The 16,868-nt window shown below is 60.5% G+C and carries 18 protein-coding genes; 1 reads left to right on the forward strand and 17 read right to left on the reverse strand.

All coding sequences use genetic code 11. The features are described from left to right. Positions 1–243: 243 nt before the first annotated feature. The 11 genes from aroA to HAT86_RS13865 all read right to left on the reverse strand — a co-directional run bounded on the left by aroA (position 244) and on the right by HAT86_RS13865 (position 10,998). Positions 244–1,590, reverse strand: a complete 1,347-nt coding sequence (aroA, locus tag HAT86_RS13815) for a 3-phosphoshikimate 1-carboxyvinyltransferase (RefSeq protein WP_167199045.1) — start codon at positions 1,588–1,590, stop codon at positions 244–246. A 170-nt stretch (positions 1,591–1,760) separates the two neighbouring features. Then, positions 1,761–2,111 (reverse strand): RidA family protein, encoded by a 351-nt coding sequence (locus tag HAT86_RS13820; RefSeq protein ID WP_167198973.1) that lies wholly within the window; start codon positions 2,109–2,111, stop codon positions 1,761–1,763. Then, positions 2,108–3,229 carry an NAD(P)/FAD-dependent oxidoreductase gene (locus tag HAT86_RS13825; RefSeq protein WP_167198976.1) on the reverse strand — a complete coding sequence of 374 codons (1,122 nt, stop codon included), beginning with the start codon at positions 3,227–3,229 and terminating at the stop codon, positions 2,108–2,110. The genes HAT86_RS13820 and HAT86_RS13825 overlap by 4 nt, the downstream gene beginning before the upstream one ends. Continuing rightward, positions 3,226–4,248, reverse strand: a complete 1,023-nt coding sequence (locus tag HAT86_RS13830; protein ID WP_167198979.1) for a histone deacetylase family protein — start codon at positions 4,246–4,248, stop codon at positions 3,226–3,228. The genes HAT86_RS13825 and HAT86_RS13830 overlap by 4 nt, the downstream gene beginning before the upstream one ends. Then, a complete protein-coding gene (locus HAT86_RS13835) occupies positions 4,245–4,727 on the reverse strand; it encodes a GNAT family N-acetyltransferase (protein WP_167198982.1) in 483 nt (160 codons plus the stop codon). Before HAT86_RS13835 ends, HAT86_RS13830 begins: the two co-directional genes overlap by 4 nt. Before the next feature lie 10 nt (positions 4,728–4,737). Next, positions 4,738–5,664 carry a BKACE family enzyme gene (locus HAT86_RS13840; protein ID WP_167198985.1) on the reverse strand — a complete coding sequence of 309 codons (927 nt, stop codon included), beginning with the start codon at positions 5,662–5,664 and terminating at the stop codon, positions 4,738–4,740. 10 nt (positions 5,665–5,674) lie between these two features. Beyond that, positions 5,675–7,027, reverse strand: a complete 1,353-nt coding sequence (locus HAT86_RS13845) for an aminotransferase family protein (protein ID WP_167198988.1) — start codon at positions 7,025–7,027, stop codon at positions 5,675–5,677. 1 nt (position 7,028) lies between these two features. Continuing rightward, entirely contained in the window at positions 7,029–8,108 is a 1,080-nt protein-coding gene (locus HAT86_RS13850; protein ID WP_167198991.1) for an ABC transporter ATP-binding protein, read from the reverse strand. Positions 8,109–8,171: 63 nt separating this feature from the next. Continuing rightward, complete coding sequence (locus HAT86_RS13855) at positions 8,172–9,314, reverse strand: ABC transporter substrate-binding protein (protein WP_167198994.1); 1,143 nt, start codon at positions 9,312–9,314, stop codon at positions 8,172–8,174. A gap of 32 nt (positions 9,315–9,346) precedes the next feature. Next, positions 9,347–10,132, reverse strand: coding sequence for an ABC transporter permease (locus HAT86_RS13860; RefSeq protein ID WP_167198997.1), 786 nt, complete (start codon positions 10,130–10,132; stop codon positions 9,347–9,349). Beyond that, positions 10,132–10,998, reverse strand: a complete 867-nt coding sequence (locus tag HAT86_RS13865) for an ABC transporter permease (protein ID WP_167199001.1) — start codon at positions 10,996–10,998, stop codon at positions 10,132–10,134. Before HAT86_RS13865 ends, HAT86_RS13860 begins: the two co-directional genes overlap by 1 nt. A 100-nt stretch (positions 10,999–11,098) precedes the next feature. Here HAT86_RS13865 and HAT86_RS13870 point away from each other — a divergent pair, with 100 nt between their 5' ends. After that, positions 11,099–12,079: a LysR family transcriptional regulator gene (locus tag HAT86_RS13870; protein ID WP_231125917.1), complete on the forward strand. Its 981-nt coding sequence runs from the start codon at positions 11,099–11,101 to the stop codon at positions 12,077–12,079. Between the two features lie 208 nt (positions 12,080–12,287). On the opposite strand, the gene HAT86_RS13875 is transcribed toward HAT86_RS13870, so the two are convergent. The 6 genes from HAT86_RS13875 to HAT86_RS13900 all read right to left on the reverse strand — a co-directional run bounded on the left by HAT86_RS13875 (position 12,288) and on the right by HAT86_RS13900 (position 16,710). Beyond that, positions 12,288–12,650, reverse strand: a complete 363-nt coding sequence (locus tag HAT86_RS13875; protein ID WP_167199004.1) for a hypothetical protein — start codon at positions 12,648–12,650, stop codon at positions 12,288–12,290. Between the two features lie 64 nt (positions 12,651–12,714). After that, a complete protein-coding gene (gene flgM / locus HAT86_RS13880; RefSeq protein WP_167199007.1) occupies positions 12,715–13,017 on the reverse strand; it encodes a flagellar biosynthesis anti-sigma factor FlgM in 303 nt (100 codons plus the stop codon). Between the two features lie 60 nt (positions 13,018–13,077). Then, positions 13,078–13,791: a flagellar basal body P-ring formation chaperone FlgA gene (gene flgA, locus HAT86_RS13885; RefSeq protein ID WP_167199051.1), complete on the reverse strand. Its 714-nt coding sequence runs from the start codon at positions 13,789–13,791 to the stop codon at positions 13,078–13,080. Next, a complete protein-coding gene (locus HAT86_RS13890) occupies positions 13,791–14,888 on the reverse strand; it encodes a hypothetical protein (RefSeq protein ID WP_167199010.1) in 1,098 nt (365 codons plus the stop codon). The genes flgA and HAT86_RS13890 overlap by 1 nt, the downstream gene beginning before the upstream one ends. Beyond that, a complete protein-coding gene (locus HAT86_RS13895) occupies positions 14,885–15,412 on the reverse strand; it encodes an LPP20 family lipoprotein (RefSeq protein ID WP_167199013.1) in 528 nt (175 codons plus the stop codon). The genes HAT86_RS13890 and HAT86_RS13895 overlap by 4 nt, the downstream gene beginning before the upstream one ends. A gap of 278 nt (positions 15,413–15,690) precedes the next feature. Then, entirely contained in the window at positions 15,691–16,710 is a 1,020-nt protein-coding gene (locus HAT86_RS13900) for an IS110 family RNA-guided transposase (RefSeq protein WP_167199017.1), read from the reverse strand. Positions 16,711–16,868: the final 158 nt, after the last annotated feature.

The raw sequence follows: 16,868 nt of genomic DNA on the forward strand, positions 1-16,868 counted from the left end.
CGCCTGACCGTGGGCTGGCGATCCGACCTGCGAGATGCAGAGCTTTATGCCTGCCTAGTCATTGCTTCAGTCAGGCCGCGCACCAAGCCCCGCCAAATCGCCAGACCGCGGGACGGTCAGGCGATGCTCGGCGGCCTTCGGCCTTGATTCCGAGTGGGGCATCGAAGGATCAGAAGCAAAGTCCGCACAGCGGACATTGACCATTTCGTCAAAGAACGAGTTTAGGGCGACCAGACCGCCCCCTCAGCCGCGCCGAATGTCAGCGCCGAGATCGGCCATCAGCGGCTCGAACACCGGGAAGGATGTGGCGATTGGGCCGCCGTCATCCACATGCACCGGCGATTGCGTGGCAAGCCCCATCACCAGAAACGACATGGCGATGCGGTGATCAAGGTGGCTGGCGCAGGTGGCCCCGCCCCGCACGTTGCCCATGCCGCGGCCCGTCACGATCCACCAGTCCGGGCCGTCCTCGACCGCGACGCCATTGGCGCGCAGGCCGGTGGTCATGGCCTCGATCCGGTCGGATTCCTTGACGCGCAACTCTTTAACGCCGCGCATCACCGTGTCGCCCTTTGCAAAAGCCGCGACCACGGACAGAACAGGATATTCGTCGATCATCGACGCGGCGCGTTCGGGCGGCACCTCGACCCCGGTCATATCGGGCGAAAAACGTGCGCGCAGATCGGCCACCGGCTCTCCGCCTTCCTCGCGTTGGTTTTCATAACTCAGATCTGCGCCCATCTCGCGCAGCGTGGTGAACAGACCCGCGCGGGTGGGGTTCAGGCCGATATTCGGCACCAGCACATCCGAGCCTTCGGTGATCAGCGCAGCACAAACCGGAAACGCCGCCGAACTTGGATCGCGCGGCACGACAATGGTTTGCGGGCTCAATTCAGGCTGTCCGGTCAAGATGATGACCCGGCCCTCATCCGTGTCTTCGGTGGTGATCTGCGCGCCAAAGCCCGCCAGCATCCGCTCAGTATGGTCGCGGGTGGCCTCTTGTTCGATCACGACGGTTTGTCCCGGCGCGTTCAGCCCCGCCAACAACACCGCCGATTTCACCTGCGCCGAGGGCACCGGCACGGTGTAGCGCACTGGTAAGGGATCATCTGCCCCGACAATCGTCATCGGCAACCGCCCACCAGACCGCCCGACCGCTTGTGCCCCGAACAGGGCCAACGGATCGGTGACACGCGCCATCGGACGTTTGTTCAGGCTCGCATCACCGGTGAATGTTGCGGTGATCGGACAGGTCGCCATCGCGCCCATGATCAGCCGCACCCCGGTGCCGGAATTGCCGCAATCGATCACCTGACCGGGTTCGGCAAACCCACCCACACCGACACCATGCACCCGCCATGTGCCATGTTCGTCGCGCGTGATATCCGCCCCCATGGCCTGCATCGCCTTGGCTGTGTCCAGCACATCCTGCCCCTCCAGCAAGCCGGTGATCACGGTTTCACCCACCGACAACGCCCCAAGGATCAACGCACGATGCGAGATCGACTTGTCGCCGGGCACATCGGCTGTGCCTGAAAGGCCCGTAGACCGGTGCGAGGACATTGGGATAGGGGTGCCGTGGCCGGACATGGGCGTGCCTTTCATCGTGGTGTCAGGGGCCTGATAGCGCAAGCATCGCGCGGCGTCCATTGACCAAACGCATGTGCAATACGGCAGATGGCGGGCCGCCTTCGGCGAGAGTATTTTTGGAACAATGAAGGAGAAGGGGCCGCCCACATTCCGGCGGCCCGCTTTTGGGGTCAGCCTTGCGCGGCGGTCACCAGAAATTCGACCTTGTAGTCGGGGGTGGCCAGCTTGGCCTCGCCGCAGGCGCGGGCGGGCGCGTGGCCGTCGGGCACCCATGCATCCCATACCGCGTTCATCTCGGCGAAATCGGCCATATCAGCCAGCCAGATCGTACATTGCAAAATGCGTGTGGGATCCGATCCGGCCTCGGCCAGCAGGGTGTCCACCTTTTCGATGCAGGTTTTGGTTTGCTCGGCCACGCTGTCGCCGGGGTTGCCGACCTGTCCGGCCAGATAGACCGTGCCATTATGGGTGACGATCTGGCTCATGCGTTGGCCCACATGGGCGCGGGTGATATCGGTCATTTTGTGACGTCCTTTTTGAGGTGTTGAAATCGATCAGGCGATAGCGCCGAAAGCGTGGCCGCGTCCAGTGCCGGTTCGGTGCCTGTGACCACAGCGGCGGCCAAGCGCGACAAGGCCGGGGCGGTTTGCACCCCATAGCCGCCCTGCCCGGCCAGCCAGAAAAACCCTTTGGCCTCGGCGTCAAATCCGACCACCGGCGAGCGGTCGGGGGCAAAGCTGCGCAGTCCTGCCCAACTGTGTTCGACGCGCGTGACTTGAATTGTCACGGCCTGTTCGAACCTGTGCAGACCTTCGGCCAGAACCATGTCATCGACCCATGCATCATGCGGATCGACCGGATCTTCATCGGCGGGCGACACCATCAGCTTGCCCGCGTCGGGTTTCGCATACCACGATTCCGAGGCCGAAACGACAACCGGCCAGTGATCCACGTCATGGTCTTGGGGCGCGGGGATGATCGCAGCCGAGCGGCGAAACGGTTGAATTACGGCAGGCGCGACGCCTGCCAGAGCGGCCACCTGATCGGCCCACGCCCCGGCGGCGTTGATCACGATAGGCGCGGTCAGCGTCCGGTCGCCGAAAGACATCTGCCAATCGTCACCTTGACGGGTGATCGACGTCACCGGCTGGCCGGTGATGACCTTACCCCCCCGAGATTTGAACAAGCGCGCATAGCCCTGCAACATGCGGTCCACGTCGATGTTCTGCGCGTCATGTTCGATGGCGGCGGCGGCAATCCGGTCAGGGCGCAGTATCGGCACCATATCCACGGCCTGCGAAGGGGTGACCCGTTCAATGCCACTGGCCCCGGCGCAATAGACCTCAAGCGCGTCCAGTTCGTCTTCGGTGGCGATCATCAATTCGCCCCGCGGTGACAGAAGCGAGTGATCGGACACACCCTCGGGGTGGTCCAACAGCGGCGCAGAAACCGCATTGAGCGCACGCAGAGTGGCGTTGCCATAGTTGCGAATGAACACCGCCGCCGATCGGCCCGTGGCATGATAGCCAAGCTGCGGCTCACCTTCCAAAAGGACAACACGGGCGAAAGCGGCCAGTTCAGCCGCGGCGCTGACCCCGGCGATACCGCCACCGATCACGATGATGTCGGGATGTGTCATGCCGCCTGAAACCCGGTCAGCACGGCGGTCAGGTTTTCGCCCAGTTTATCGCACAGGTATCCGCCTTCCTGAACGAACAGGGTCGGCAGACCAAGCCCGGCAATCGCCGCGCCGATCTGGCCGAACCCCGGGGTCGTCACCGCAAAGCCTTGGAACGGGTCGCCTTCATAGGCATCAAGGCCCAATGCCACCACAACCACATCGGCCCCAAAGGCGGAAACCCTCTCAAGCGCGGTATCAAGCGTTTTAAGATAGGCCGCATCATCGGTGCCGCGTGGCAGTGGCAGGTTCAGGTTATAGCCCATCCCGCGCCCGGTGCCGCGTTCATCCGCGTGGCCCCAGAAAAACGGATAAAACCGGATCGGATCCGCATGAACCGACACGGTCAGCACATCGTCGCGGTCATAGAAAATACCCTGCGTGCCGTTTCCGTGATGCACGTCCACATCCAGAATGGCCGGTCGCAAGCCCTTGGCGCGCAGCCGCTCTGCGGCAATGCCCGCGTTGTTCAAAAAGCAAAAGCCACCTGCCAGATCGCCAAAGGCATGATGCCCCGGCGGGCGCGACAGGGCATAGGCGGCGCGTTCTCCGGCCATCAACAGATCGGCCCCGGTCACGGCCACTTGCGCCGACCAATAGGCAGCCTCCCATGTGCCTTCGCCAATCGGGCAGGCGGTATCGGCCTGATGATAGCCCGCCTGCCCAACTGCGGATTTGGGGTAGCTATCACTGCGGTTGGCAGGGTGAATGTTGGGGATCACCTCATCCCCCGCATCAGGGATACGCTGCCAGCGCGTGTAGATATTTTGCAAAAACGTAACGTATTCGGGCGAATGCAGCGCGGCAATCGGCCCAAGGCCCGCGTCGCCGCAGCCTTGCATCGTACAGCCAGCGGCGCGTGCGCCCTCGGTCAGTTTTTCGATCCGGGCGGGTTGTTCGGGGCTTGGCAAAAGTTTGCCGTTGGCCATGAAATTCTTGGGGTCGTGACGCCATTGCCGGTCATCGAATATCGCTTTCATCCTGCATCCCTTATCAATCGGCCAAGGCCATCCGGCCCCAGTTTCATAACCGTTGCGGCGGTGTCGGGCGCGAACCCAAGACGCTGGTAGAACCGGCGCGAGGCGTCCGAGCTATGATAGACGGCCAAAGACATCCAATCGGCGTGCCACAGATGCCCGGCGCGGTCTGCCGCAGCCGCCAAAAGCCTGCGGCCCAGCCCCTTGCCACGTGCCTCATCCGACACCCAAAGGTCGGAAACGTAAAGCCCCGCCGCCCCGCGCACCGTGGAAAAAACCGGGCTGAACAGAACCGCACCGCGCAGGGCCTCATCCTCCAGCGCCAGAATGGCATGGGCAGAGGGAAACGCACCACCCAAAGCCGCGTTCAACGCATCCTGCCCGGCCACATGCACATCCCCCAAATCATCGCTGAGATGGCGCAGGGCGGTGTCGAGCAAATCAACATCATGGTCGTTTTGAACGGTGCGAAATTGCATCATCACCAAGACCTCAAATCGCGGTTTTGTCGCGCCCCTTGAGGCCCAGCATCGCGCGCGCCTCGTCCGGGGTCACAACGGTGCGTCCCAAATCCTCGACAATGCGACGGATTTTGGTGACCTGTTGGGCGTTGGTTTCGGCAAGCGTTCCGCGCGCGATCATCAGGCTATCCTCAAGCCCGACGCGCACATGCCCGCCCATGGCCGCCGCCATGGTGATCAAGGGCATCTGGTGGCGGCCCGCTGCCAGCACCGAAAACATGTAATCATCGCCGAACAGCTTATCGGCGATGCGCACCATATGGGTCAGGTTTTCCGGGTCGGGCCCCATGCCGCCCAAGACGCCAAAAACGAATTGGATGAACAAGGGCGCGCGCACCAACCCGCGATCCACGAAATGTTTGAGCATATAGATATGGGACAGATCGTAGCATTCAAATTCGAACCGCGCGCCACGATCGGTGCCAAGTTCGGTCAGGATGCGCGCGATATCGCGCGGCGTGTTCTTAAACACCAGATCATCCGAGCCTTCCAAGAACGGTTTTTCCCAGTCATGCTGCCAGTCGGTTATGCGCTCTGCGGCAGGATAAAGGGCAAAGTTCATGCTCCCCATGTTCAACGAGGCCATTTCTGGCGCCGCCCGCTTTGGGGCTGCCAGCCGTTCATCAAGGCTCATGATCGCGCTACCGCCGGTGGACAGGTTCAGCACCGCATCGCAGCCAGCATGAATGCGCGGCAGAAAGGCCATGAAGTGATCTGCGCTGGCCGAGGGCCGTCCGGTTTCAGGATCGCGCGCGTGCAAATGCAGGATCGAAGCCCCGGCCTGCGCGGCGCCAATCGACTGTTGCGTGATCTGATCCGCCGTAATCGGCAGATACGGCGACATCGACGGCGTATGAATTGAACCCGTGACAGCACAGGTGATGATGATGCCTGACATGGGCCTATCCTTATGCGATTTTGTCCAGCTCGGGGCGGATTTCATCAGTGAATTGCGCCAGCGAGGTATCTAGCATCTGGGTGATTTCATCCAGATGCCCCTCGGTCACGATCATCGGCGGGGCCACGATGATATGATCCCCCTCGACCCCGTTGCGGGTGCGCCGCGAATAGACAATCAGGCCGTTGTCGTAGGCTATGTTCACGAACCGGTCGAACGCTTTCAAATGCGCGGGCAAGGGCGCTTTGGTCTTGCGGTCGGCCATAAACTCGAACGCCGTCAACAGGCCCATGCCGCGCACATCACCAATGATCGGATAACGCTGCATCAGGCCCTCCAGCCGGTCCATCAGTTTCGCGCCCATGGTGGCGGAGTTCTGCACCAATCCCTGCCGTTCGATTTCTTCGATCACCGCGACGCCCGCCGCGCAGGCCAGAGGGTTTCCGGCATAGGTATAGCCATGCAGGAAACCGCCCGCATCCAACACGGCCTCGACCAGCCGTTCATGAGCGGCCATCGCCCCCAAGGGGACATAGCCTGCGGCAAACCCCTTGGACATCACGATGATATCGGGCTGCAAATCCCAATGTTCACAGGCCAGAAACTTGCCAGTGCGGCCTGCGCCGGTCATCACTTCGTCAAGGATCAGCAACACGTCGTATTTGCGGCAAATCTCTTGGACACGTTCCATATAGCCCTTGGGCGGCGGCAAAGCCCCGGTTGAGGCCCCGCCGACCGGCTCGACGATAAAGGCCAGCACGGTGTCCGGCCCTTCGGCCAATATCTGTGCCTCTAGCATGTCGGCGTAATGATGGCCTGTCGCCTCGTCCTCGGGGTCCAGCCCATCCAGATAGGCGCGCGGTGCCGGAATTTTCGGCATCGCCTGCATCATCGGCTCAAACGGTTTGGTCAGCGGATCATACGACGTGATCGCCAAGGCCCCCAACGTGCAGCCATGATAGCTGGGCGCGCGGGAAATGATCTTCCACCGGCTGTCTTTCCCCACGGCAATGGCATATTGCCGTGCCAATTTCATCGCGCTTTCCACCGCTTCAGAGCCGCCCGAAACAAAAAACACCCGGTTCAACCCCTCGGGGCACAAGGCGGCAGTTTTGGCGGCCAGTTTTTCCGAAGCTTCCGTTTCGAAATGCAGACGATAGCCAAAGGTGGATTTCTCCATCTGGCGACGCATCGCCTCAAGCACGTTTTCATTCGAATGGCCGATGTTGCACACCATCGCCCCGCTTGACCCGTCCAGATACCGCTTACCATCCACATCCCACATATAGACGCCACGCGCCTGATCCAGCACCGGGCGGCGCTGACGTCCTTGATAGAACAAATGGCTTGGTCTTTGGTTCATCTTATTCCCCCGGCAATGCGGCACAATCCTGTGGCCGCAAATGCAAATTGATTTGGCTGCCCTCGGCAAACGGGTGGCCATCTATCATGTTGATCGCTTGCAATTGGGTCTCGCCCGCCCGCACGAAATAGCGCACGGCCTGACCTTGGTAATCCACCGTTTCCACGGTGGCCGGAACCGATACCACGCCCTCAGCGGCTTTTTCTTTCGACAAAAGCAGCTTTTCGGCACGAACAACAAGCTTGGCGGGGCCTGCACCCTCGACCCTTGGAGCTTTGGCCGCAGGCACGGTCATCTGTCCGAAAATCGGAGCCTCCAGCGTGACGTCACCATCCGCCCGCGTGCCGGTGCACTTGGCCTCAAGAATATTGGACGCCCCAAGGAAATTCGCCACAAACTCGCTTGCGGGTGTGTTGTAGACATCTTCAGGCGCGCCCACCTGTTCGACCCGACCGGCAGACATCACGACGATCTGGTCCGACATCGCCAGCGCCTCGGATTGGTCATGGGTCACAAACACCGTCGTCACGCCGATACGGGCCTGAATGCGTTTCAATTCAACACGCATGTCTTCGCGCAGGTTGGCATCGAGGGCCGACAGCGGCTCGTCCAACAGCAAAACATCGGGTTCGATCACGATGGCGCGGGCCAATGCGATGCGCTGCTGCTGACCACCCGACAGTTCCTTGGGATAACGGTGGCCGACATCCGGCAATTGCACCAAGTCCAATGCAGCCTCAACCTTGGCCGGGATATCCGATTTGGCGACATCGCGATATTTCAGACCAAAGGCCACGTTTTCGGCCACGGTCTTATGCGGAAACAAAGCATAGTTTTGAAACACCAGCCCCAGATTGCGCTTGTGGATCGGCACATCGTTCACACGCTTGCCACCGATCAGGATTTCACCTTCGGTCGGATCCAGAAGCCCGGCAATCATCCGTAGGTTTGTGGTTTTGCCACAACCCGACGGGCCCAACAAAGTCACAAACGCCCCTTCGGCAATGTCCAGTGACGAGCGGTGCACGGCAGTGAAATTGCCAAAACGCTTGACGATATTGTTCAAGGTGACGGAACTCATCACGTTCTCCTGCAAGGGGGCGAAACGGCCTGCCCCGGTGCGATGCCGGGACAGGCCAAGCGGTTAATACCCGCGCTGCACGCGGCTGAAGGTTTCCGACCATTCGGCCTCGTTGCCATTCCAATAGGTCGGATCGGCAAAGGTCAGCGACTCCAGCGTGCCGGTTGGGTCATAGGCGGGCAAAGTGGGAATCTTGTCGCCCAGATCCACCTTGGTGCCGTCCAGCGCCGGCGGATAGTTCTGACCTTCTGCCACCGCAATCGAGGTTTCCGGCGCCAGCATGAAGTTCAGCAATTCTTCGCAAGCCTCAACCGGGCTGCCCTTCAGGACATGCAGGCATTCCTGCCATGCAAAGCTGCCCGGCGGGTCGAAATAGCCGATATCGTGGCCTTCTTGTTGCAGGGCGGCGATACGGCCTGACCAACCTTCGGTCACGTAGATTTCTTCTTCGGCCAGCAGGCTCATCAGTTCGGCCCCCGAGGACCAATATTTCAGCGCCAGATCGCGGTGACTGCGGATGGCGTCCCAGACGGCCTCCATATCCTGAATGTTGTTGGGGTCTTGGCCGGTCTGCAACGCGCCATACCAAATGCGTGTGCGCCACTCGCCCCAACCGCCGATCTTACCCTTGTAGGCCTCGTCGATCAGGATGCTGGCGCCTTTCTCTTTCATCTCTTCGTCCGAGATATACTTGCGGTTATAGGCCAGGCCCGTTGTGCCGTAGTCATAGGGCACAGCCGATAGGTAATCGGGCGTGACACCACGGAACGCGTCTGTCAGCGCGTCCATGACCAGCGACATGTTCGGGATGTTGTCGGTATTCAACTCGACTGTCAGGCCAAAGTTCACGTAACGCGCATAATCAAACACACCCGACAGGTGCGCGATGTTGTATTCGCCCTCTTGGCTGGATCGAACCTGCGCCAGATACTCATCGCTACCGGCAAAGGTGCCATCGACCACGGTGATACCCGTCGCCTCGGTGTAGGGATCAAACGCGTGTTCGCGGAACGCCTCGGAAACAACGCCGCCCCACCCGTCAAAGCGCACCTGCTTGACGTCCTGTGCGTGGGCAAACTTGGCAAACGGTGTTTGCACGCCATAGGCAAGACCCGCCGCACCGATCAGGCCCAGAAAATTCCGCCGGTCCAGATCACCGTTGCGATAGCGGTCCAGCAGTCGTTCGTATCTTTTGGTATTATCCATTTCATCTCTCCTTGTTGAGGGGGTCGCGGTTCTTAGGTGCCGCTTTTCATTGCAAGTTTCCGGGCCACCGCCGCCCCCAGCAGCGGCAAACCGACGGTCATGATGATCATCACCGTGCCAAGTGCGTTGATTTCCGGACTGATCGAGTTGCGCAGCATCGAAAAGATCTGCGTCGGAACAGTCTCGACACCGCCGGGCTTCCAGAACAGCGTGCCGGTGATGTCGTCAAAACTGATGGTAAAGGCAAACAGCGCCCCCGCCGCCACGGCGGGCAGCATCAGGGGCAACGTGACCGAGAAAAAGGTTTGCACCGGGTTGGCTCCAAGGCTTAACGCGGCCTCTTCCACATCGCGCTTGATACTGACCAAGCGGGCCTGCACCACCAAGATCACGAACGGAAGTGTAAAGATCACATGCCCGGCCAGCAACAGGGCAAAGCTTTTGCCAATCCCCAGCCAGTTCAGAAACAGCAGCAACGCCACGGCCAGCACAACCTCGGGCACCAGAATAGGGGCGATCAACAACGTGGTGATCGTGTTGCGCCCCGGCACGTTGTACCGCACCAAGGCAAGGCTGGCCAAAATACCCAAGGTGGTCGAGATCACCGCCGTCATCAGCCCCAACACGATCGAGGTGCGAAAGGCGCGCATCACGGCGTCGTTGTGCCACAACTCTTCGAACCATCGCAGGGAAACGCCGCTCATCGGGAAGCTGCCGAATTGGTTGGCGTTGAACGACAAAAGCACAACCACAGCCACCGGCAAAAACATGAAACCGTAAACCAAGACGGTCCAGATCCGGATTGCATTCCATCCCATCAGCCCAACCCCTTGGCCAGTTGCGACATGCCCAGATAACGATTGTAGATGGCCACAAGCACCCCCAGAACCATCAGCAGCAGCAACGAAAGCGCCGAGCCAAGCGGCCAGTTCAGCTGTGTGATGATCGCCTCGAACACAAGATTGGCGAACATGGCATCACGCGGGCCGCCCAGAATGACAGGGGTGATATAGGTGCCCGCGCCCAGAACAAAGCACAACAGCCCGCCAGCCGCCAAGCCCGGCAGCGACAGAGGCAAAGTTACCTGTAAAAACGCCTGCCACCGCGTCGCCCCAAGCGAGGTTGCGGCGTCCTCCAGATTGGTATCGATCCCTTCAAGGCTGACATAGACGTTCAACACCATGAACGGCAGCAAGAAGTGGACAAGGCCAAGAATGACGGTGGCTTCGTTATACAGCATCTGCACAGGCTCAGAGATCACACCAACCGAAACCAGCAAGGTGTTCAGCGCCCCGGATGTGCCCAGAATGTTGATCCAACTCATCGTGCGAATGATGTAGCTGATCCAGAACGGCAACATCAAAAGCAACAAAAGAACCATCTTGCTGCCCTTTGAACGGGCAATGAAATACGCCGCAGGATACCCCATCAAGGCGCAAATAAACGTGGTGACCGCCGCGATCTTTAGGGTATTGAGAAGAATGTCACGATAAAATCGGTCGGTCAGAACCTTTTGCCAATTGTCCAGATAAAACCCGACCTGATCGCCGCCAATGGCCGAGCGCAGCCAGAACGAATAAACGATGATGAAAATCAAAGGGACAAGCAAAAGAAACGTTACCGCGCCAAGCGCAGGCGACAGCAAAATCCAAGGTTGTCGTGCCTCACGGGCTTCGACCGACATACATCTCCCCTCACGTAAACACCCAATTTGACAGGGCTTGCGTTAACGATGCAAAGCCGCCAATCATTTATCAAATAGATAATTAGAATTGTGGGTATTGATGAAATCAATGCATAGCTCCAAATCCACCCCGGACCGCGCCGATCGCATGATGCGCGAACTGGATTGGAACCTGCTGCGCAGCTTTGTGGTGCTGGCGCAGTCACGCTCGGTGACCGAGGCCGCGCATAAGCTGCGACTGACCCAGCCGTCACTATCTACCGCATTGAAAAAACTAGAAGATCGCGTAGGCCGGCGTCTGATTGACCGCAAACCGGGGTATTTCGAACTGACCAAGGCCGGGGAGGTTTTATATCGCGAGGCCGTCGATATTCAGGGCTCGATCCTGCGCTTGTCGACCCTCATGCGCGAAATGACCGATGAGGTCACAGGCCATGTGCGCATCGCCTTGGCCAGTCATGTCGTGTGCCCATTATTTGATCAGGTGCTGGCAGAATTCCATGCCGAACATCCCGGCGCGACCCTGTCGATTGATGTGCTCTCGTCGTCCGAAGCCGTCAGCAGCGTTTCGGGGCGCTTTTCTTCGTTTGCCGTCTGCCTTGTGCATACACGCAACCCCAAGCTTGAATATCTACGCCTTTACCGCGAGTTTTTTGGCTTGTTCTGCGGCCCCCCGCATCCACTGTTCCAGCAGACGGGACTGACACGCGCCGATCTGGAGGGACACTCGGCCGTCAGCTTTGAAACCGACCGGCTGCAAGACGCGCTGAAACCCGTGGCCCTTATGCGCGCCGAAGCGAATATGGGCGAACTGGTCGTGGGCACATCCAGCCACCTTGAAGAAGTGCGCCGGATGATCATCGCAGGGCTTGGGATTGGCCCCCTGCCCCTGCATGTCGCCCAACGCGATGTGGCAGACGGCATGATGTGGCAAGTGCCCCCGTACGAAGCCCCGCCCGCGATTGACGTGCATGTCGTCTGGAACCCAAAGGCAACTTTGAACCGAGCCGAGCAATCGCTGCTGACACGGCTGCAAAACCAAATTGACTCGACGCCCATGGCAGACAGAACCTACCGCTAGGCCAAAAGGCCTGCACCAAGAAAATCCATCCGTAATCTGCTGAATACGGTCGAACAAACCGTTTGTTGGCACGCACCTTCGAAAGGTAAAAAAATACCCATCTCACCCACAGCCATGACCCAAACTGGATGCGCCAAGCGCATCGACCACATAATGAGCACCAGCCGACCACGACGACCCGACCATCAGAGATTGGATATGAGATGGGTCAGTGCTTGGCTACTTTGCGGATGGCGTCAAGCTCACTGGTGCTGATGCCGGTATGCTTGGCGATCCGCTCTTGTGATTGGCCGGTGCTCGCCATGTTAATAGCCAGTTCAATCATGCTGGTGCTGACCAGCCATTCAAAGTCGCGCTTCATCTCGGCCATGCTGTCGGACAGTTCGGTGAGTATGGTCGCATCCTGGGCCGAATCCCCTGTTTCGGCGGCGGACTGAACGGCGGTCTTGGCCGCTGTTTGGGCGATGCCGTCAATGTCGGTTTGCAAAATTTTGGCGGCCTGCCGGTTCAGCGACACCAGTTCGTGCGCAATGCGGCGCAGAAACAGCAGCGCAATGGGCAGCAGCAGCAAGCAGATCGTTGTCAGGCCAATCAGAGCGATTTCGATATGAGACATGAGTGAGGAAGCCCTTGGATTAGCGCATCAGCGCGTTGTAATCTTGGAAAATGCTGTCCGTGATGCGCTGGGAATCCACCGGATAGCGGCCTTCGGACAGGGCCTGTTTGATACGGGTGACGTTTTCCGCGTCAAAGGGCGGACCGTTTTCGGCAAGCGTCTTGATCATCTGCACCGAGGCCTGATCGCTCAGCCGGGCATTGTCGACAGCCTTGACGTTGCCGGAGGAGGCAGTTGTATCCTGGCCAACAGTGGTCCCACCCGTCTGGACGGACTGAAGGCGCAGTTTTGCACCGTTGGTTGAATTGACTGAATCGACCATTGCAACTCTCCGTTTCCGAGGCTGTAGCATGCCCCGCGTTTTTTAGTGAACGGCACAGCGTTAACGAATATTAGGGCGGACCCTCGTTTTATTCGGTCCTGTGACCGTGACGTGGATTGTGCGGCCGCTGCGGGCGTTGGACACCCGGATCGCCTCGCCAAGCTGACCAGATTGCAGCGCCACGCCGCCGGTTTCGATGATGATCGGCCCGGTCTTGATCTCGATCGTGACCGGAACGCCTTCGCGGACCATCCAGTCGTGGTCCAGATGCCGCGCCAGAACAGCCTGCCTAGCCCCCAAATTGGCCTTCAGGCGACGACCGATAGCAGCGCTCATGTCGGTGATCCGCCCGTCGCGTCCGGCGCCGGGAATGTCGCGGGTCTCAAGATGGTCGCGGGTCAGAACCGTGCCCTTGGACAGACTTTCAGTCAGCACGATGGCACGGGTCGAGGTGGGCCTGTCCGGCGCAGTGCGCGCCGCGCGCGCCATCGGTTGCCCTCCCGCGATGCGGACCCGGCGCGTCCAACCCTGCGGGTCAGGACAGGTGATTTCAACAACACTCCAGCCCGCTTTCGAAACAGTGACGGCGGGGTCAGCCGCACAGGGCGGAAAGCCCCTGTGCGGTGACAGGACCGGGCGACCGCCCTGCCCTGCGGCGTCCAGCGCCTGGTGCACAAGGTCGATCACCTGTTGACCAGAGATCGGGTCTGCACGCACCGGGCCGCTCAGCAGGGCCAGCAGCACTAGGCAAAGGCGGATCACGCGAAGATGCATCAAAGACCAACCTCAACGAAATAGACCCGCTTGCCGTCAAAACTCGCGGCGCTGCGGGTCGGGTCAAGCAGCCGCAAGCGGACCTCGTCCCGGCGCAGCGTTTCCACCTCAAGGATGCCGAACCCATCACTGCGGTTTTCGACAAAGGCCAGCGCGCTGCGGGTCAACCCGTGGCGGGTGCCGAAAGGCGCGCGCAGCGTGCCGGCCGAAAGCGCCAGCCGCGCCTGCACCTGCTGGCAGGCCAGTTTGTCCAGCAGCGCGTCCACCGCGCCGATCATGTCGGCGCGCAGGGCGGATTCGACCTTGTGCCGCGACGGCGTGGTCAGCAGGCCGCTCAGCCCGCCCTTGGGCACCACCGCATCCTGTTGCAATTCTCGGCGCAGCACGGTGCCGTCCTGCGCCTGCAGGGTTAGGAAAAGCGTCAGTTCAAGCCTGTTGCCAACCCGGTTCACAGCGATCTTCTGGTCCATCCGGTGATCGCCAGCGGCCGGGGCCGAGGTGCCCCGGGTCAGGTTGGTATAGTCAAAACTGTCCGAGACCGGCACGCTGCGGACCGGTGCGATGCGGTCGAGATCGACCGCGCGGTGGCGGCGCAGGGTCTCGACCAGCTCCAGCGCGAGGGTCCGGGCCATCGCTCCCGACCAAGGCGGGGCATTCGGTGCAACGGTGATCCCCGGCGGGGTGGCGCTGACCGTCAGGCGACGTTGGCCGGAACAGAGGGCTGCCTGCGCTGGACCGACCATAGCCAAGATGCGCAGGGTCCAAGTGTCGCCCTGGAGCTTGGCTGATTGCAGCTTGTAGGACAGAACCCGGCCCACCGGGCGCAGGATCGACAGGTCGGCGGTGATCCGCCCCCGGTCGAGCACGGTATGGCCCTGCAGCGTGGCGCCGCCGGAAAAGGCCGCAGAAACCAGCGCTTCGCTAAGCGCGCGGGTGCGGGCGCTGTCGCGGTCGGCGGCGTTCGCTACGAAAGCCTGTCCGACGGCCTCCACCTGTAGCGCGGTCTCTTTGGCCTGAGCCGGGGCCATGACGGCAAGCAGCATCAGGGCCGCACGGCACAGGGCGCCGGTCAGGCTTCGGGGCCGTTCTGCGGTCATGACCGCCCCACCGCACGCATGATATAGCGCACCACATCCGGCGACAGGGCCAGCACGACCTCGAAGGAATCGTCGTCTTTCGGGGTGATCCGCAAGGTGCGCGCGCCACGGATCTCGCCCTCAACGATGCCGCGGACATGATCGCTGCGCAGGACCTTGTCACGCAAGGTGGTGTCCGAAGTCAGGCGAATACCGTGTATCTGTTCGGTCAGATCACGCAGCGCCTCCATGCGGGCGGCACGGATTGCCATCAGGCGCTTTTGGTTCTGCGATGCGCCCGGCTGGGTCGAGACCTGCGACAAACCAAGCCCGGTGAACTGCGTTGCCTCGGGCCGGTGCGGCACGGTCCGGGCCGCACGTGGCGCCGTGCCAGATGTCAGGTCGTCCCGGACCTCGGCCAGTGCCCGGGTCGCCGGTTCGGCAGCGGGTGGCAGCGCATCGACGGCGCGGGATGGCGCCATGCAGGCGGTCAGCGACACAGCCAGGCTGGCGCTGATGGCAAGGCGAAACAGAGTTAAAAACATGGGCGAGTCCTTGTCCGGCTGAACAGCGATTGTCATGTGTGGATGGCTCCTGCATAGCAAGACATTTTTGATGAGCTTTGTGCGTTTGTCAGAAGCAGTCATGTGTCCGGCCTGTTTGAGCGGTTTTGACCGCTGGCCCTGATGGGTTCCGCAAACCAGGTCCCTTACAGCTTAGCGGGCTATGACGCCCGGGACATTCGGCGGGGTGTCCTGGTTTTGGCGGCTGACTTATGCACCATCACATCGCAGGTCTTGCTAACTCTTTGTTCCTTCTATCGTTATGCTGTGCGCGGGTTGTAGGGTTCGTTGCGGGTGAGTACCGCCCAGACGATCCGGGCCGTCTTGTTTGCCATGGCCACGGTGGCAACGCGAGCTGGTTTGCGATCAAGCAATGACGTCAACCATTTGCTGGCCCGCTCGGGATGGGATCGTGTTTGTCGGACCAGTGATGTCATGCCGACGACAAGCAGTGATCGCAAATACTGGTCACCCATCTTTGTGATCCGCCCCAGCTTCTCCTTGCCGCCGCTGGATTTATTTGCGGGGGTCAGACCCAGCCAGGCAGCAAATTCCCTGCCGTTCCGGAACTGATGCCCGTCACCAATGCTGGCAATGATCGCGGAAGCCGTTACCGCGCCGACACCCGGTATCGTGCGCAACAAACGAACACGCGCATCTTCTTTGGCGACCTGCTTCAAGCGTTCCTCATACCAGCGAACCCGTCGGTGCAGAGCCATGAGCTGTTCGGCCAGGTTACGGATCACCTCGTTGGCGATGTCCGGCAGGTCGAGCACTTCACCAAGGGTGATGTCTTCTGCAAACGCAATTACCCGGGCCACTCCTCTTGGGATGTAGATGCCAAACTCGGCAACCAGTCCTCGCAAACCGTTGATCAACTGCGTTCTTTGACGAACCAAAAGGTCGCGCGCCCGATGCAGCGACAGCAGGGCTTGTTGCTCAACCGTTTTGATCGCCACAAAGCGCATGGTTGGGCGTGTCACCGCTTCGCAAATTGCCTCCGCATCAATGGCATCTGATTTCCCGCGTTTGACATAGGGCTTCACATACATCGGCGGGATCAGCCGAACCTCGTGACCCAATGCGGTGAGTTCACGGGCCCAATGATGCGCGCTACTGCAGGATTCCATGCCGATCAGGCAGGGCTCCAGCTTCGCAAAAAACGGCAGAAACTGCGCCCGACGCAGCGGTTTGTTGAACACCACTTCTTCGCGGGTTGTAATCCCGTGAACTTGGAAAACGTTCTTGGCCAGATCAACGCCGATTGTGGTAACTTGCATGGGGTGGCTCCTCTCAAAAGCAGATTTTGACACCTGCATTATGGCGCATTGCGACGCCGGTTGAAGCAGGAGCCATCCACCCCATCAGCTTGCGTGCAAGGGCTGTGCCAGCCTGCGCCGCTGTGACGGATCGGGCCTGAACTGGGTCAGGGCCCGTC

This window comes from Roseovarius gahaiensis (assembly GCF_011601345.1).
In the GTDB taxonomy this organism is placed as follows: Bacteria; Pseudomonadota; Alphaproteobacteria; order Rhodobacterales; family Rhodobacteraceae; genus Roseovarius; species Roseovarius gahaiensis.

Excerpts from the sequence above, each read along its gene's own strand:
- HAT86_RS13830 (WP_167198979.1), bottom strand. The coding sequence starts at position 4,248 with ATGAAAGCGATATTCGATGACCGGCAATGGCGTCACGACCCCAAGAAT.
- HAT86_RS13825 (WP_167198976.1), bottom strand. The coding sequence starts at position 3,229 with ATGACACATCCCGACATCATCGTGATCGGTGGCGGTATCGCCGGGGTC.
- flgA (WP_167199051.1), bottom strand. The coding sequence starts at position 13,791 with ATGCATCTTCGCGTGATCCGCCTTTGCCTAGTGCTGCTGGCCCTGCTG.
- HAT86_RS13845 (WP_167198988.1), bottom strand. The coding sequence starts at position 7,027 with ATGAACCAAAGACCAAGCCATTTGTTCTATCAAGGACGTCAGCGCCGC.
- HAT86_RS13865 (WP_167199001.1), bottom strand. The coding sequence starts at position 10,998 with ATGTCGGTCGAAGCCCGTGAGGCACGACAACCTTGGATTTTGCTGTCG.
- HAT86_RS13895 (WP_167199013.1), bottom strand. The coding sequence starts at position 15,412 with ATGTTTTTAACTCTGTTTCGCCTTGCCATCAGCGCCAGCCTGGCTGTG.
- HAT86_RS13820 (WP_167198973.1), bottom strand. The coding sequence starts at position 2,111 with ATGACCGATATCACCCGCGCCCATGTGGGCCAACGCATGAGCCAGATC.
- HAT86_RS13870 (WP_231125917.1), top strand. The coding sequence starts at position 11,099 with ATGAAATCAATGCATAGCTCCAAATCCACCCCGGACCGCGCCGATCGC.
- HAT86_RS13840 (WP_167198985.1), bottom strand. The coding sequence starts at position 5,664 with ATGTCAGGCATCATCATCACCTGTGCTGTCACGGGTTCAATTCATACG.
- aroA (WP_167199045.1), bottom strand. The coding sequence starts at position 1,590 with ATGTCCGGCCACGGCACCCCTATCCCAATGTCCTCGCACCGGTCTACG.
- HAT86_RS13855 (WP_167198994.1), bottom strand. The coding sequence starts at position 9,314 with ATGGATAATACCAAAAGATACGAACGACTGCTGGACCGCTATCGCAAC.
- HAT86_RS13860 (WP_167198997.1), bottom strand. The coding sequence starts at position 10,132 with ATGGGATGGAATGCAATCCGGATCTGGACCGTCTTGGTTTACGGTTTC.
- HAT86_RS13850 (WP_167198991.1), bottom strand. The coding sequence starts at position 8,108 with ATGAGTTCCGTCACCTTGAACAATATCGTCAAGCGTTTTGGCAATTTC.
- HAT86_RS13890 (WP_167199010.1), bottom strand. The coding sequence starts at position 14,888 with ATGACCGCAGAACGGCCCCGAAGCCTGACCGGCGCCCTGTGCCGTGCG.
- flgM (WP_167199007.1), bottom strand. The coding sequence starts at position 13,017 with ATGGTCGATTCAGTCAATTCAACCAACGGTGCAAAACTGCGCCTTCAG.
- HAT86_RS13900 (WP_167199017.1), bottom strand. The coding sequence starts at position 16,710 with ATGCAAGTTACCACAATCGGCGTTGATCTGGCCAAGAACGTTTTCCAA.
- HAT86_RS13835 (WP_167198982.1), bottom strand. The coding sequence starts at position 4,727 with ATGATGCAATTTCGCACCGTTCAAAACGACCATGATGTTGATTTGCTC.